At 71.4% G+C, this 15390-nt stretch carries 11 protein-coding genes; 3 read left to right on the top strand and 8 right to left on the bottom strand.

Annotated features, from left to right (window positions below):
- Positions 1-2862: 2862 nt before the first annotated feature.
- The gene (locus D7V77_RS32165; RefSeq protein WP_147452227.1) at positions 2863-4374 is read right to left on the bottom strand and encodes a hypothetical protein; all 1512 of its coding nucleotides are present in this window, start codon (positions 4372-4374) and stop codon (positions 2863-2865) included.
- A gap of 51 nt (positions 4375-4425) precedes the next feature.
- Here D7V77_RS32165 and D7V77_RS32160 point away from each other — a divergent pair, with 51 nt between their 5' ends.
- The 3 genes from D7V77_RS32160 to D7V77_RS32150 all read left to right on the top strand — a co-directional run bounded on the left by D7V77_RS32160 (position 4426) and on the right by D7V77_RS32150 (position 7552).
- Positions 4426-5997, top strand: a complete 1572-nt coding sequence (locus D7V77_RS32160; protein ID WP_120580102.1) for a bifunctional UDP-sugar hydrolase/5'-nucleotidase — start codon at positions 4426-4428, stop codon at positions 5995-5997.
- A 101-nt stretch (positions 5998-6098) separates the two neighbouring features.
- Positions 6099-7112, top strand: a complete 1014-nt coding sequence (locus D7V77_RS32155) for a stage II sporulation protein M (protein WP_120580101.1) — start codon at positions 6099-6101, stop codon at positions 7110-7112.
- Complete coding sequence (locus D7V77_RS32150) at positions 7109-7552, top strand: inorganic diphosphatase (protein ID WP_172814831.1); 444 nt, start codon at positions 7109-7111, stop codon at positions 7550-7552. Before D7V77_RS32155 ends, D7V77_RS32150 begins: the two co-directional genes overlap by 4 nt.
- Here D7V77_RS32150 and D7V77_RS32145 read toward each other — a convergent pair.
- From D7V77_RS32145 to rho, 7 genes are read right to left on the bottom strand one after another with little or no spacing between them, the layout of a single operon-like run.
- Positions 7549-8073 carry a GNAT family N-acetyltransferase gene (locus D7V77_RS32145; RefSeq protein WP_120580100.1) on the bottom strand — a complete coding sequence of 175 codons (525 nt, stop codon included), beginning with the start codon at positions 8071-8073 and terminating at the stop codon, positions 7549-7551. The two genes, D7V77_RS32150 and D7V77_RS32145, sit on opposite strands and share 4 nt — an antisense overlap.
- Before the next feature lie 9 nt (positions 8074-8082).
- Complete coding sequence (locus tag D7V77_RS32140) at positions 8083-9390, bottom strand: DUF58 domain-containing protein (protein WP_120580099.1); 1308 nt, start codon at positions 9388-9390, stop codon at positions 8083-8085.
- Complete coding sequence (locus D7V77_RS32135; RefSeq protein WP_120580098.1) at positions 9387-10388, bottom strand: MoxR family ATPase; 1002 nt, start codon at positions 10386-10388, stop codon at positions 9387-9389. The genes D7V77_RS32140 and D7V77_RS32135 overlap by 4 nt, the downstream gene beginning before the upstream one ends.
- The gene (locus D7V77_RS32130) at positions 10385-11662 is read right to left on the bottom strand and encodes a DUF4350 domain-containing protein (protein ID WP_120580097.1); all 1278 of its coding nucleotides are present in this window, start codon (positions 11660-11662) and stop codon (positions 10385-10387) included. Before D7V77_RS32130 ends, D7V77_RS32135 begins: the two co-directional genes overlap by 4 nt.
- Positions 11655-13547 carry a DUF4129 domain-containing protein gene (locus tag D7V77_RS32125; RefSeq protein WP_120580096.1) on the bottom strand — a complete coding sequence of 631 codons (1893 nt, stop codon included), beginning with the start codon at positions 13545-13547 and terminating at the stop codon, positions 11655-11657. Before D7V77_RS32125 ends, D7V77_RS32130 begins: the two co-directional genes overlap by 8 nt.
- Positions 13548-13551: 4 nt before the next feature.
- Positions 13552-13818, bottom strand: a complete 267-nt coding sequence (locus tag D7V77_RS32120) for a hypothetical protein (protein WP_120580095.1) — start codon at positions 13816-13818, stop codon at positions 13552-13554.
- Between the two features lie 59 nt (positions 13819-13877).
- Complete coding sequence (gene rho, locus D7V77_RS32115; protein WP_120580105.1) at positions 13878-15386, bottom strand: transcription termination factor Rho; 1509 nt, start codon at positions 15384-15386, stop codon at positions 13878-13880.
- Positions 15387-15390: the final 4 nt, after the last annotated feature.

Genomic DNA, 15390 nt, shown 5'->3' with positions numbered 1-15390 from the left:
AGATGTGTATAAGAGACAGGGGGCTGGCGGCGGCGCTGTCCGCGGGGCAGCGCATGCCGGCGCTGGCGCTGTACCTGTTCGCGGACTGCTTCAGCACGTTCGTGTCGTTCCGCTTCTGGGGCCGCATGGCGTCCGCGTTCGACGCGCGCGAGGCGCGCCGGGCCTTCACCGTGCTCAATGGCTTTGGCATGGGCGGCGGCATCGCGGGCGGCCTGCTGGTGCAGGCGCTGGCGGTGCGGCTGGGCACGCCCGCGGTGGTGGTGAGCGGCGCGGTGAGCCTGCTGGCCGCGGGCGCCATCTTCCACCACCTGCACAAGGCGGAGCCGGCTCCGCCCCCGCGCACGCGCTCGCTGCAGGCGTGGTTCCCGGCATGGAGCTACCTGGGGGCGAGCCCCTACGCGCAGGTGCTGGCGGCGCTGGGCATCGCGTTCGCGGTGCTGTCGTCCTTCGTGGACTACCTCTTCCGCCTGCGCGTGGAGGGCACGCTGAGCGAGGACGGGCTGGCGGCGCTGTTCGGCTCGCTGCAGCTGTGGATTGGCCTGTTCTGCGTGGCGTTCCAGTTGCTCGTGGCGGAGCGGCTGCTCAAGCGCATGGGCCTGCTCATGTACCTGGCGCTGGTGCCGCTGGTGCTCGCGCCGCTGGCGGGTGCCACGCTGGCCACCGGGCAGCTGTGGCCGGTGCACCTGCTGCGGCTGGTGGAGACGGCGGTGAGCTACTCCATCCTTCCCGTGGGCATCCAGCTGCTCTACGCGGCGGTGCCGGACGAGCAGCGCGAGGGGCTGCGCAGCGCGGTGGACGGGCTGTTGCGCAAGGGCGGCGTGGTGCTGGCGGGCCTGCTGCTCATCGGCGCGGGCCGGGGCGCCAACGGCATCACCATGGCCGTGGCGGTGGTGGCGCTGTGCGCCGCGCTGGGCCTCCTTCTCGTGCGCCTCAAGCCCGCGTACCTCACGGCGCTGGGCGAGCAGGTGGGCGCGCACGAAGAGGAAGAGGTGGAGCTGGGCGGCGAGGCGCAGAAGCTGCTCGTGGAGGCGCTGGGCGCTCCCACGCCGGAGCGGGTGCTGCGCGCGGTGGACATGCTGGAGCAGGCGGAGGCCGCGCCCTTGCGGCAGCACCTGGCCTCGCTCCTCTCCCATCCCCACGAGCGCGTGCAGGAGCGCGGCGTGACGCTGGCCTTGTCCTTCGAGGCCCGGGAGCTGGCGCCCATGCTGGAGCGGCTGGTGGAGGAGGGCCCCCGCCGCCCCCGCGACCAGGCTGTGTGGGCCCTGGCGCGGCTGTCCCCGGAGCGCGCGGAGCGGCTCTTGCCGCCGCTGCTCACCAGCTCCGACGTGGGGCTGCGCTGCGCGGCCATTGGCGCGCTGATGCGCACGCAGGGCAACTCCGCGGCGCTGGAGTCCCTGCGCGAGCTGCTGGCGAAGGGCGATCACGCGCCTGTGGCCGAGCGGCGCGAGGTGGCGCGGCTGTTGGGCCGGCTGAAGGACCCTCGGTTCGCGGGGCCGCTGTCGCTCTACCTGGAGGACATGGACATCTCCGTGCGGCGCGTGGCGCTGGTGGCGGTGGGCGAGGGCGGCTACGTGGAGCTGGCGCCACGCCTCTTGCCGTTCCTCGGCTGGCGCGAGGAGCGTCCGGCCGCGCGTGAGTCGCTGGTGCAGCTAGGCGACGCGGTGACGCCGCTGTTGGAGCTGCAGCTCAACAACAAGGCCGCGCCCCTGGCCATGCGGATGCAGCTTCCCCGCGTGCTGCGCGGCATTGGTTCGTCCGCGGCGCTCAACGCGCTCCTGTTCTCCAACGTGCGCGACGACGCGGCGCTGCACTTCCGCATCGGCGCGCAGCTGTCGCGCCTGCGTGAAGAGCAGCCGGACCACCCGGTGGACGTGGACCGCATCCACGAGGCGCTGGGCCGCCGCCGCGACACGTACCGCCAACTGGTGGGTGCCTTCCGCGATGTGCAGGCGGCGCTGGGTCCCCAGTCGCTGCTCACCCGCGCGGTGGGCGACCGGTTGGATCAGGCGCTGGAGCTTTCGTTCTTCCTCTTGGGCCTCCTGCATCCGCCGCAGGCCATGCGCCGCATCCACCAGCACCTGGTGGGCAACGATTCGCGCCGTCGCGCCTATGCGTTGGAGCTGCTGGAGAACCTGGTGGCGCAGGAGGAGCGCGAGCTGGTGATGGAGCAGGTGGAGGCCCACCACCGCGAGTTGCCGCCTGGAGCGCCGGGCCGTCTGTGGCGGCGGCTGGCGGGGCTCGTGCAGAGTGAGGACCTGGTGCTGCGCGCGTGCGCCCGCCACGTGGCGCGGGTGAATGGCCTGGACGTGCTCCCGCAGGAGGGTGACATGAGCGATACCATCGTCCAACGGATGTTCGCCCTGGAGGGCGTGAGCGTCTTCTCGCAGAGCGACGTGGATGACATCGCCGCCATCGCGGAGGTGGCGCGAGAGGCGTCCTACAAGACGGGCCAGCGGCTCTACAGCCAGGGCGACCCGGGCGACGCGCTCTACGTCATCGTCGAGGGCGCGGTGGACGCGTTCCGCAACGGCGAGCACGTGCTGCGCTTCCAGGCGAAGGAGGCCATTGGCGAGGTGAGCCTGCTGGACGGCGCGCCCCGTCCCACGGACATGGTGGCCGCGGTGGACTCGCGCGTGCTCGTCATCGACCGGCGCGACTTCCTGGACCTGCTCGCGGACCGGCCGGAGCTGCTCACGGGCTTCTTCCGCTCCGTGAGCCAGCAGCTCCAGAGCGTCATCGACCTGCCCGCGCGCCGTGAGGAGGGCCAGCGGCTGGAGCTGGGCGCCCCCCAGCAGCCCCCCTCGCCGCTGGAGGGCATTGGCGGCCTGCCCCCCGAAGGCAACGCGCCTTCCGACGTGTGAGTCAGTCCCCCGCGCCGTGCGCGGGCGGGGCTTCACCGCTCTTGAGCGCGGGCGGCTGCATGGGGTCCAGGCCGATGAGGTGCGCCGAGGCCACCGGGATGAACGGCCGCGTGAAGCAGCGGAACGGCGGGATGCTGCCCACGAACCGCGTGAGCGCGAGCCCCGCGAACACCCACGGCTGACGCTCCACGACGGCGATGGGCGCGGCGACTCCTTCCGAGCGGCGGGCCAGGCGCGCCGCGTAGTTGCGCAGGGGCCCCACGTGCAGGGCGGGCAGCGCGCTCCAGACGCGCACGAACCAGGGCGGACGCGTGACGGGGGCCATCCACGCGCGGTCGCTCTTGGCGGCGGTGAAGACGAGCAGCCACCAGAAGCCCCAGACGCTGCTGAGAATGGTGAACGACTTCGGGAACCAGCACAGCGGGATGCAGAGCAGGAGGATGGCGGGAATCCCCACCAGGAACAGCATGAGGGCCCGCCAGCGGCGCTGGAACTTCGCGCGCAGCCAGGGGACGTTGAGGCGCACGCGCGGGGAGATTTCGGGGTCCTCGGGAGGCACACCGGTGGCGAGGCTGGCCTCGCGCGACAGGACCGTGTGGTAGTCGCGCGACAGGGCGACGACGATCCACTGCACCGCGCTCAGCGAGCCGAAGAAGAGCGCCCAGAACTCCCAGCTGCCCAGGAAGAAGATGCCGTTGCGCACCTTGGGCGCGTCGACGTTGAACCCCTTCTTCTGGTGTTCCTTCTGGACGCGCGGGCCCTTCGCGTTCGCCTCCGGGACGTCCCGCAGGGCCTCCTCCACCTCCGCCCGGACGATGGCGGAGATCTGGTCGCCCAGGGAGTCCTCCGCGTCCCCGGTGTCGCTCGCGGTCTCGTCGGCGTTCCGCGCGGAGCCGCTTTGCGGCTCGGCCGCTGCGTGTTCCTCCTTTGCCTCCTCGACGGCGGTGGCGGCCTCATCCGCCGCGTCCTCTGCGGTGGTGGCGGCTTCTTCCGGAGGAAGGTCGCCGGTCTTGCCCGCGTTGACGGCCTCTTCGACGAGCGCGGTGAGCGCCTTCTTCATGGCGGCCGGATCACCCTTCGCGGCCTCCAGCTCCTTCGCCCGCTGTTCGATACGGGCCTGCGCTTGCTCACGCGCGGCGCGGGCCTCGGGCGTCTCCTTCCGCCGCTCCTGCTTCTTCGCTTCCTGTTCTCCGTCGAATAGGTGGAACGCCCACCCCGCGGCGATGGCCAACAGGAACGCCGTCTGGAGCGCGGTCACCTTCACGTAGGTGGCGCGGACCGCGGGGCTCGCGAGCGTGACGCGGGCGATGTGGAAGGGCAGGGCCACCCCGTAGAAGAACTGGCGGATGCGGCCCTTGGGCAGCTGGCCCTTCGTGGACTGGAAGTGCTCGGCGCCACCCCGAACCTCGCCCCACAGCTCCGAGGCGAAGTTCCGGCCCCGGGAGTCCCCTCGTCCACTGGGAGTCCCGCCGTCCTTCTCCTCCTGTAAAGGCTTGAAATCCTTGCCTTTCATGCCCGTCATTGCCTCACGCTACCACGCTGGGGATGTGCTAAAGGCCCGGCCGTGAACCCGAACCCTCTCTCGCTGCGTCCCTTCCGTCGTCCTTCCCGCCAGCTCACGCTGTCGTCCGGCGCGCTGGTCCTCGCCTTGGGAGCCCTCGCGGGTTGTGAGAAGACTCCCCCGCCGGCTCCGGCCACGCCGCCCCCGGCGGCCGAGCCCGCGAAGCCCGCCGTGCCTTCTGAGGTGACGGTGCTCGTCACCGGCAGCGCCCGTGGCCAACTCCTGCCCGTTGACGGCAAGGGCGGCGCCGCGGAGCTGATGGGCCGTTGGGTGAATGATGAAAAGCACTGTGCCGGTCCGCTGAAGGACGGCCAGGCGACCTGTCCGGATGCCGGCACGCTCGCCCTGACGACGGGCGACCTGTGGACGGGCCCGGCCATCTCCTCCTTCTTCCTGGGTGCTCCGACGGCCGAAGTGATGGGGCACATGGGCTTTGCGGCCTCTGCTCTGGGCAACCACGAGCTGTCGTACGCCAAGGATTCCTTCCTGAAGAACCGCACGGCCGGGGGCTTCCCCTTCCTGGCCGCGAACCTGAAGGTGACGGACGCGACGCTGGCGAAGGACCTGTCCATGCCCGCGTTCCAGGTCTACGAGCGGCGGGGCCTGAAGATTGCGGTGGTGGGCCTCACCTCCCAGAAGACGGTGCGCACGGCGATGTCCGGCCGCGCCGAGGGCCTGGAGGTCACCCCCAACGAGGACGCGCTGAACACGGCCATCCCCGAGGCTCGCAAGGCGGGCGCGGACGTGGTGGTGGTGGTAGCGGATCAGTGCCCCACGGACCTGCAGCCGGTGCTGGCGAAGCACGCGGACTGGAAGGTGTCGCTGGTGGCCGGTGGCCGCTGCGGCACGGACGCCCCGGGCGTGAAGACCGAGGGTGACACCACGTACGCGTCGCTGGGTCGCGGCTTCGATTCGTACCTGCGCGCGCAGCTGAAGTTCGACCCGGCGAAGCCGGCGGGCCAGAAGCTGACCGGCGTGGACACCAAGGTCGTCGAGGTCGCGGGCGGCACGCCGGACGCGGAGACGGCGAAGCGCATCGCGGAGTGGCAGACGAAGGTGGACCAGGCGCTGGGCCGGAAGATCGGTTTCACCAAGACGGGCATCCCGCAGGACTCGCCGCTGATGGCGAAGTGGGTGGCGGGCGCGGTGCGCACGCAGCTCAACACCGACGGGGCCATCCTCAACAAGGGCGGCATCCGCAATGGCCTGGCCAAGGGTGAAGTGACGCTGGGCAGCGTGTACTCGGCGATGCCGTTCGAGAACTCGCTGCTCACCGTGAAGCTCAAGGGCGAGGACCTGGCCAAGCAGCTGGCGAACCCGGACGCGCTCGTGGCCGGCTTCACCGCGGCGGGCAAGGGCAAGTTCAAGGACGCCCAGGGCAAGGCGCTGGATCCGAAGAAGGAGTACACGGTCGCCACGGTCGAGTACCTGTACTTCGGCGGTGACGGCTTCGACTTCGAGAAGCTGGACACGGACCCGGCGGAGACGGGCATGGCGTGGCAGACGCCCGTTGTCGAGTGGACGGAGGCCCAGGCCTCCACCGAGGCGAAGCCGCTGGAGAAGCTGGTCAAGTAGCGCTTCCGTGGTCCTGAAGCACCGGGGCGCCGGAGTCCTCCCTCGACACGGGGAGGGCGGCCGGCGCCTCGCCGTTTCCGGGGCTCGGTTAGAGTGGGCCCATGGAGATGGCGGAGTTCATCGAGACGCGGCGCCCGCGCTGGCAGCAACTGGAGTCGCTGCTGGACAAGTCCGAGGGCGAGGGGCTGCGCAAGCTGAGCCTGGACGAGGCCCGCTCGTTGGGGAAGCTGTACCGCGCCGTCTCCAGCGACCTGTTGTGGGTGCGCGCGCGCAGCGGCTCCGCGGATGTGAGCGCGTACCTCAACGACCTGGTGGGCCGCGCGTACGCGCTGACGTATCCGGGCCGCCGGCCCCGGTTCGCGGACGTGTGGGCCTTCGTGGCGCGCGGCTTCCCGGCGCTCCTGCGTCATGAGTGGCGCATGTACGTGGCGTCGGTGCTGCTGTTCCTGGCGGGCGCGGGCTTCGGCTACGTGGGCATGGTGGTGGATCCGGACGCCGGGCACTACCTGGTGCCCGGGCAGCACATGAGCCTGGACCCCGTGAAGCGCGCCGCGGACGAGGCCGCGGGCAAAGGCATGACCGTGGAGGAGCAGGCCCAGTTCACGACGTTCCTCTTCACGCACAACATCCAGGTGGCCTTCCTGGCGTTCGCGCTGGGCGTCACGCTGGGGCTGGGCACGGCGGTGATGCTGTTCGTCAACGGCCTGTTCCTGGGGGCGCTCGCGCAGGTGTACGCGGCGAAGGGGATGGCCGGGTGGTTCTGGGCGTGGATCCTCCCGCACGGCATCCCGGAGATTTCGGCCATCTGCATCGCGGGCGCGGCGGGGCTCGTCATCGCTCGGGGCATGGTGGCGCCGGGTGGGTTGTCTCGCGGGCAGGCGCTGCGCAAGGAGGCGGTGACCGCGGTGAAGATGTTGTTCGGCACGCTGGTGCTGTTCGTGCTCGCGGGCTTCATCGAAGGCACCGTGTCGCAGATTCATCCTCCGAAGCTGTCGGTGGCCTTCAAGGTCGGCTTCGCGCTCACGGTGGGGGCGGGCGTCTACGCGTACCTGCTGTCGGACTGGATGCGCGGCCGACGCGGGGATGCGCGTACGACGGCGGAGCTGGCGGGATGAGTGGGCCGGACCTGTCCGTGCCTCCGCTGCCGCGCGAGCCGGAGGTGCTGATTGAGTGCCCGCGCTTCTCCATGGTGAAGCGGCGCGCGGACGGCTCGGTGGACTTCGTGTCGCCGCTGCCGTGTCCGTACAACTACGGCTCCATTCCGGGCCTGCTGTCGGATGATGGAGACCCGCTGGACGCGGTGGTGCTGGGGCCTCGGCTGTCGCAGGGTCAGCGCGTGCGCATGCCGGTGGTGGCCGTGCTGGGCTTCATCGACGCGGGGAAGGGCGACCCGAAGGTGGTGTGCGGGACGCATCCGATGACGCCCGCCGAGCGCGCGGGCCTGGAGCGCTTCTTCCGCGTCTATGCCCTGTTCAAGCGGGGTCTGCACCGCGTGCGCGGCGACGTGCCCGACACGCGCTTCGTGGGCTGGCTGCGTGAGGGACCCGAGGCCTAGCCGAGGGCCTTCGTCATCTTCAGGACCCGGTTCATCCGGAGGCCCTGCTGGATGGGGCCCACCCACTGCTCTGGTTGGAAGCCCACGCGCGTCCAGAAGCGGCGCCCGGTGTCGTTGTGCTCCACCACCGCCACTCGCAGCAGCCGGCCGCCGTTCGCGCGCGCGTAGGCCTCGTAGGCGTTCAGCACGGCCTCGCCACGGCCGTGGCCCCGGGCCTCTGGGGCGAGGAGGAGCAGGCCGATGTACCACTCACCCGGCGCCGGAAAGTCGCGCAGCGCTTCGAGCATCCCCGCGAGGCCGCTCTGCGCGTCGCGAAGCGCGAAGAGGTGTCCCTGTCCGGGGGCGAGCGTGGGCGGACGCGCGCGAGGGATGTTCCGGGCCTGATCCGGAAGCGCGGGGCGGCCATAGGCGATCTGATGGTAGTCCTCGCAGCGGTCGAGGAGCGGTTGCAGGACGTGCGTGTCGTTGTCGTCGACGGGGACCGCCGTGAAGTCCGCTGTCTGGAATGCCGTCCGGGTCATGGCTCCCCCCTACAGAACGCCGCGCGCCTTGATGTCGAGGTACCGATTCACGGCCGCGAGGCTCAGTTCATCCGGTGCGACGTCCAGCATCTGCACGCCGCCCTTGCTCACGCGCGCCTTGAGCACCTCGCGGTCCGTGAGCAGCTCCGACGCCACCGCGTGCTGGAACGCTTCCTCCGGTCCTGACGGCGGCGTGCGCAGCAGCTTCTGCAACGCGGTGTCCTTCACGGACAGGCACAGCGGGACGTGGCGGCGGGCCAGCCGGTGCAGCGGGGCCACCAGCGTTCCTGCCTGCTCCTCGTCGAGGAAGTCCGTGAAGACGCACAGCAGGCTGCGCCGATTGAGGCGCACGTTCAGTTCCTTGAAGAGCGCCAGGTAGTCCACGTACGTGAGGCTGGGCGTCGTGGAGTAGAGCGTGTCCACCAGCTTGCGGTACTGGCCCCGGCCCGCCGCGGGCGGCAGGTAGGCCTTCACCCCGTCCGCGAAGAGGGCCAGGCCCACTCGGTCCCCGTTGCGGATGGCCACGAAGGCGAGGAACAGCGCCGCGTTCACCGCGTGATCCAACTTGGTGAGGCCGTCCACCTGGGCCGCCATGGAGCGCCCTGCGTCCACGCAGATGATCAACGCCTGCGAGCGCTCCGACTCCAGCACCCGCGTCACCGGCTTGCCCCGGCGCGCGGTGGCCTTCCAGTCCACGTCGCGCACGCTGTCGCCCTGGGCGTAGTCGCGCAGGCGCGCGAACTCGCTGCCCTGGCCGTCACGCCGCAGCTGCCGCAGACCCAGGTTCACCAGGTCCAGCGCCGCGCCGGACAACAGCAGCCTGCGGGCTCCTCGCAGGTCCGGGTACACCGACACCGAGCGCTCCGCCGGGAAGGTGCGCTCGTGCGAGACGAGCCCCAGCGGACCGCGAACGCGCACGTGCACGGCGCCGAAGCTGAACTTGCCTCGCTTCGCGGGCGTGGCCCGGTACACCCACTGTGTCTGGCTGTCCGGCGTGAGGCGCAGCGTCGCCTCCGAGGGCTCCACGGTGAACGACGGCGGCGCGTCGTCCTTCACGCGCACCTCCACCGTGCCTCCGCCCCGGTGCACCAGGCGCAGCTCGACGCGATTGGCCACGCCCACGTTGAGGCGCTCCGGCAACAGGCGCTCCACCTCCAGCCGCACACGGCGGGCCTGGAGGAAGTCGAACGCGGCCAGCGCCACGGCCAGCGCGTCCAGCGCCAGCACCGCGCCGCCCAGACCCGGGAAGAAGCCCGCCAGCGCCATGGGCAGCGCGAGCAGGGCAAGCAGCCCCCACAGGCGCTCGGAGGGAATCACCGGGGGACCTCGACGCCCTGGACCACCTCGCGCAGCACGTCCGCGGGCGTGGCCCCGTCCAGCTCCGCGTCCGGCGACAGGAGCAGCCGGTGTCGCAGCACCGGGCCCACCAGGAAGCGCACGTCGTCCGGCGTGACGAAGTCGCGGCCTCTCAGCACCGCCAGCGCCTTCGACGCGAGCAGCAGGTGCACTCCCGCGCGCGGCCCCGCGCCCAGACGGATGTTGGGCGAGCTCCGCGTCGCCGCAACCACCTTGCGGATGTACCCGAGGACTGGCGGTTCCACGTTCACCGTGCTGAGGGCCGCGCGAGCCTGGAGCAGGTCGTCCTTCGTCACCGCCGCGTTCACGCCCGCGCGCGCCAGGTCGCCCGCGTCGAAGCCCCGGTGCACGGACTCGAGGATGGCGTCCTCCTCCTCCGGCGCGGGGTAGCCCACGTCGATCTTCAGGAGGAAGCGGTCCAGCTGTGCCTCGGGGAGCGGGTACGTGCCCTCGGACTCCACCGGGTTCTGCGTGGCGAACACCGTGAACATGGGCGACAGCTGGAGGTTCTTGCCCTCCAGCGACACGGCGCGCTCCTGCATGGCCTCCAGCAGCGCGGACTGCGTCTTCGCGGGAGCGCGGTTGATTTCGTCCGCCAGCAGCAGGTCCGTGAAGATGGGGCCTCGAGCGAGCACGAAGGCCTGCGACTTCAGGTCGAAGACGCTGGTGCCCAGGATGTCCGCGGGCATCAGGTCCGGCGTGAACTGGATGCGCTTGAAGTCCGCGCCCACGCTGCGCGACAGCGCCTTGGCCATCAGCGTCTTGGCCACGCCGGGCACGCCCTCCAGCAGGATGTGTCCGCCGGCCACGAGCCCGCAGAGCATCAGCTCCAGCGGTTCGTCCTGCCCGACCACGGCCTTGCGCACCTCCGCGAGGACGCCCTCACGGATGGCGTTCGCGGCCCGCACGGCGTTGCCGGTGTCCGGGAAGGGAGGAGGGGAGAAGGGCGGGGCGTTCATGTTGTTCCGGGGCGGGGCCGGCCGGTGCCGGCGGGGTGGATGCGCTCGCGCAGTCGCGCGGCGGAAGTGGCGAGGGCCTGGATGTCGGCGTCCGTGCGGACAGTCTCGGACTGGCGGGTCACGTCGAGCAGCCCGTCCGCCAGGTCCTGGCGTCCGCGCGTGCGCAGCCCTTCCGCGACGGCGACGGCGGTGGAGTGTGACGGCAGGCCCGCGAGCGGCGCCAGTTGCTGCGTGAGTCCGCGCGAGATGAGTCCCGCGGCGAAGCCGTGGTGCCGGCCCTCGCGGTACAGGCGGCTCATGGCGAAGAGGGCGTCCGTGGCGCCCACGCGCATGGACTCCGGCGGAGGGAGCGGACGGCCGAAGCGCTTCAGCGCGCCCGCCCACAGCACGACGCCCAGGAGCAGCTGCGCGACGGCGAAGTGCAGGCCGTAGCGGCGCGCGAAGTCCACGAGCGAGCGCTCGTTGGTGAAGCCGTGGTGGAACTCGTCGAAGGCGAAGGGGCCGGGGCCCAGGGCCTCCAGCGCGCTCAGCCAGAACTGCGCGTTGTCCGCCCTCGCGAGCGCCGGGTTCATCGCGAGCTCCGGGGCGCCCACCACCAGCACCCGGCCCTTGCCCGCGTGAATCACCGCCGCCACGGGGAAGCCCAGGCGTTCATCCTCCAGCACCGTGACGGCGCCCTCCGGCAGCCGGAGGTAGGCCTGGACCTTCGCCTCCACGCGCTCCACGCCCAGCGTGTACGGCGTGGGCAGCGAGGGCACCAGCGTGCGCATGGGCAGCGTCACGTCCGCCTTGTCCAGCTTCACGCCCAATTCATCCAGGAGCGCGTTCTCCTTCGAGCCCCAGGGCACGTACACGAGCGAGGCACCGGCGCGGACATGCGACAGCACGCGCTCCACCTCGTCGTCGTCCAACTGCTGCGCCCGCAGGGCATTGAAGCCAGTGTGCGGCGCTTCCTCGTCGTCCACGCCCGCGTCTGGATCCGAGGCGAGCCGCGTCTGATCCGGATCCTCCTCGTGCGAGTCCTGGACCTCCACGGCGAGCAGCACCAGCGCCTCATGACCGGTGAGCAGGCGCAGGTCCGCCATGTTGCGCGTCACCGGCAGACCGCTCTCCTGCGCGAGCAGGTACAGGGCTCGCGCGCCGTCCGGTTCCGCGCGGAAGGTGGACAGCGGATCCGCGAAGCCGCCGCGCTGGGCCCCGCGCACCAGGAACGCCCCGAGCACGCCCGCGAGCAGCAGGCTTCCCAGCACGAGCAGTGGGAAACGGTCACGCACCGACGGCCTCCTGCGCGGCCGGCGCGGCGAGCAGCGGGGCGGTGATGGCGCGGAACTCGGTATAGCCGTCGGCGCTCACGGGCACGTTGCCGTACCACGCGAAGTCGAAGCGGCGCGTCAGCTCACGGAATGGGGCCTTCACCTCCGGGCGGCCCCGGAACGCGCGCAGGTAGTCCCAGTTGGAGAGCGTCTCGTCGTAGTGGATGGCGCCGTCACGATGCAGGCGCGACAGGAGCGCGAGGTACAGATTGCGCACCGCCTCGCGGTACTCGCCCTTCGCGGCCAACGCGTCGGCCAGGTGCGCCCAGCCCTCGGGCGGACGCGACAGCGCGTGGTCCGGGCTGCCCGCGAGCGCCGCGGCGTCCATGGTGCTCACCTCCAGCGCCGGGCCCGACTTCTCGCGCTTGCGCCGCAGCACGTTCACGACCACCACTCCCAGCACCGCCAGCGTCAGCGCGACCAGCATCACGACGAGGGCGTTCGCCGCCGCGCCTCCGCTCACGGGCAGGGCCGTGTCATGCGACTGGGGCCGCGGGTTGTTGCGCTTGAAGAAGTCCCTCAACCACTCGCCCAGCTTGTCGATGAAGCGGCGCCACCAGCTCGGCTCCGAAGGAGGGACCTCTTCCTCCTTGGGTTCGGCCGGGGCCTTCTCCGGGCGCTCCTGGAACTCCGGCCGCGCAAGGATGGCCCGCGCCCGGTCCGTGGCCGCACGCGCATCCGCGCGCGCCTGGGCCTCGGCCGTGGCCGTCACCTGCGCGAGCCCGTTCTCCAGCGCCACCGCCGCCGTCTCGCAGTCCTCGTCGTCGTAGGCCAGCTGCTCCAGGTGGCGCACGAAGCGCTCGAGCTTGACCGTCTCCCGCGCGTTCAGCGCGTCGAAGTCCTTGAGCGCCGTGCCCTCCACCTGTTCAGGCAGCTCGCACTCCGTCGCGACCTTCTCCAGCCGGGTGCGCAGCGCCTTGCGGTCCACGGGCGCGGTGGCCTCCGGCGCGGCCTCCACCGGCGCTGGGACCGCGAGCAGCAGGCCCGTGGCCAGCAGCAGCGCCGCGGCCACGCCCTTGGATGCGAGCACCCCTCGCTGCGTACTCCGCTCCGGGAGCTGTTGAACGGCGGCCAGCAGGTCCAGGCCTTCCTGCCGCACGCGTCCGTCCACCAGCAGCAACGTGGCGGTCGCCGCGCGCAGGGGCTCGAAGAGGGCGAACGTCGTCGCGGCGAGGAACACGAGCCACGGCGGGTTGTCCAACGACGCGAACCGCTCCGCGAACGTCAGGTCGATGCCCACGAGCTGCCGCCCGAGATACAGCAGGAAGTTGAGCCCCACGTGCAGGTTGAGGAACACCAGCACCTGCACGCCCATCAGCCAGCGCACCGCGGTGGCCGTCCCTCGCGACGGGCCCAACAGCTTCGAGCCCACCGCGTACAGCTTCAGCGGGCTGCCCCGGCCCTGCATCGTCGCCGCGTAGCCCACGCCCTGCGCGGAGAGGAGGAACAGCGCGATGCCCAGCGAGAAGGTCAACGTCAGCACGTTGAAGAGCGCCAGGTACGCCACCGCGATGAACAGGCTGGGCAGCCTCTCCATCGCCGCGCGCAGGGATTGGCGCACGGACGGCTCCGCCTTCGCGCCCAGCAGCACCTCTTGAACGTAGTGGCACGCCGCGCCCTGGCCCACGCCCCGCAGGAACCACGCGAGCGTCACGTACAGCGCGGGCAGGGTAGGGGAGCGCCCATGATCCACGGCGTCCACCAGGTGCAGCAGCGCGGCCACCACCGCCGCGCCACCCGGCAGCGTGAGGGCCCACACGCCCGTGTCGCGCGCGCACAGGCGCAGCGCCGCGTCCATCAAGGCCACCGGACCCCGGGGGCGCAATTCCAGTGCGGAGACGGCCATCGCGTCAGCTCACCGCGTGCGCCGCCAACAGGACGCCGCCCCACACGAGCACGACGCCCACGAGCGCCAGCACCACGTGCGCCACGCTCCACTCGCGCCGTGGCAGCGGCCCCTCCAGCGCCTTGCGGCGCTTCTCGAGGCAGCTGGCGCAGCGGTTGATGCCCTCGAACTGCGTGGTGCACTCGCGGCAGATGACGCGCCGACACTCCACGCAGACGCCCAGGCCCGCGCGGTCCGGGTGGTAGTGGCAGCGGCCCGAGCCCTGAATCATGCGCTCACCTTACGCAATCCAGGGCTCGCCACACCACCCCCGCGCGGGCTTCCCGGGGACTACATCTCGTCGAAGAACTCGTCGTTGTAGGTGTACCGGCCCAGGCGTTTGACGAGCGCCTCCATGGCCTCCACCGGCTTCACGGAGAAGAGCATCTGCCGCAGCTTCTTCACCTTCTCGTATTCGCGCAGGGTGAAGAGCTTCTCCTCCTTGCGCGTGCCGGACTGGGGGATGTTGATGGCCGGGAAGATGCGCTTCTCCGCGAGCAGGCGGTCCAGGGTGACCTCGGAGTTACCCGTGCCCTTGAACTCCTCGAAGATCACCTCGTCCATGCGGCTGCCGGTGTCGATGAGCGCCGTGCCGATGATGGTGAGCGAGCCCGCCTCCTCCGTGGCGCGCGCGGCGCCGAAGATGCGCTTGGGGCGCTCCAGGGCGCGGCTGTCCACGCCGCCCGTCATGGTGCGGCCGGAGCTGTCCACTTCCTTGTTGTAGGCGCGCGCCAGGCGGGTGATGGAGTCCAGGAGGATGACCACGTCCTTGCCGGATTCCACCAGCCGGCGGGCGCGCTCCAGCGCGAGCTCCGCGACCTTGAGGTGGTCACCCGTGGGCCGGTCGGAGCTGGAGGCGATGACCTCCGCCTTGATGCTCCGGCGCATGTCCGTCACTTCTTCCGGGCGCTCGTCGATGAGCACCACCATGACGTGGCACTCCGGGTGGTTCTGGATGACGGCCTGCGCGATGCGCTGGAGCATGATCGTCTTGCCCGTCTTGGGCGGGGCGACGATGAGCGCGCGCTGACCCTTGCCGATGGGCGCGATGAGGTCCAGCACGCGCGTGACCATCTCCTTGTGGCCGCTCTCCAGCTTCAGCCGCTCGGTGGGGTCCACGGAGGTGAGGTCCGCGAAGTGCGGCAGCCGGGGCGCGCCCTCCAGCGGGCGGCCGTCCACCGTGTCCACCTTCTGGATGACGCCCTTGTGGCCGCGCATCTGCGCGAACGCGGTGAGGTACTGGCCCTGCCGCAGGCGCAGCTTCTGCACCAGGTTCTTCGGCATCTCCGGGTCGTCCGGCGACGCCAGCAGGTTGCGCTTCACCTGACGCAGGAACGCGTTGGGGCCCTTGGACTCCGTGTCCAGCACGCCCTCCACGGGCGCCAGGTTCTGCTGCGGCGCGCCCTGGGCGTGCCCGCCGCCGCGCTGCTGTTGCTGATGGCGCGGGTGCTCGTGCCGCTGCGGCGGCGGTTGCGGCTGGCCGCCGTCCTGCGGGCGGCTCTCCTGGCCCTGCGGCTGGCCGCCGCCCTGGGGCTGCTGTTGCTGCTGCGCCTGGCGCTGGCGGTACTGCTCCAGCTCCTGCGGCGTCAGGAAGACCTGCACCTGCTGGCCGTCCGGGCCCGCCTGCATGCGGTAGGCCTGGCCTTCCGGGGTGAGGTGCACCTGCGCGCCACGACGGCGGCGGCGGCGACGGCGGCGGCGGCCGCCCTGGCCAGCGGCTCCGGGGGCGCCGTTCTGGCCAGCGCCACCCGCGGAGGCCTCACCGTCGTCGGGGCCCTCGTCGCCCTGTCTCTTAGACACATCT

It is taken from the genome of Corallococcus sp. CA041A (assembly GCF_003612075.1).
GTDB classification, from domain to species: Bacteria; Myxococcota; Myxococcia; order Myxococcales; family Myxococcaceae; genus Corallococcus; species Corallococcus exiguus.
Note: the sequence above shows the minus strand (reverse complement) of the source record. Positions and strands in the feature narration are given on the sequence as shown.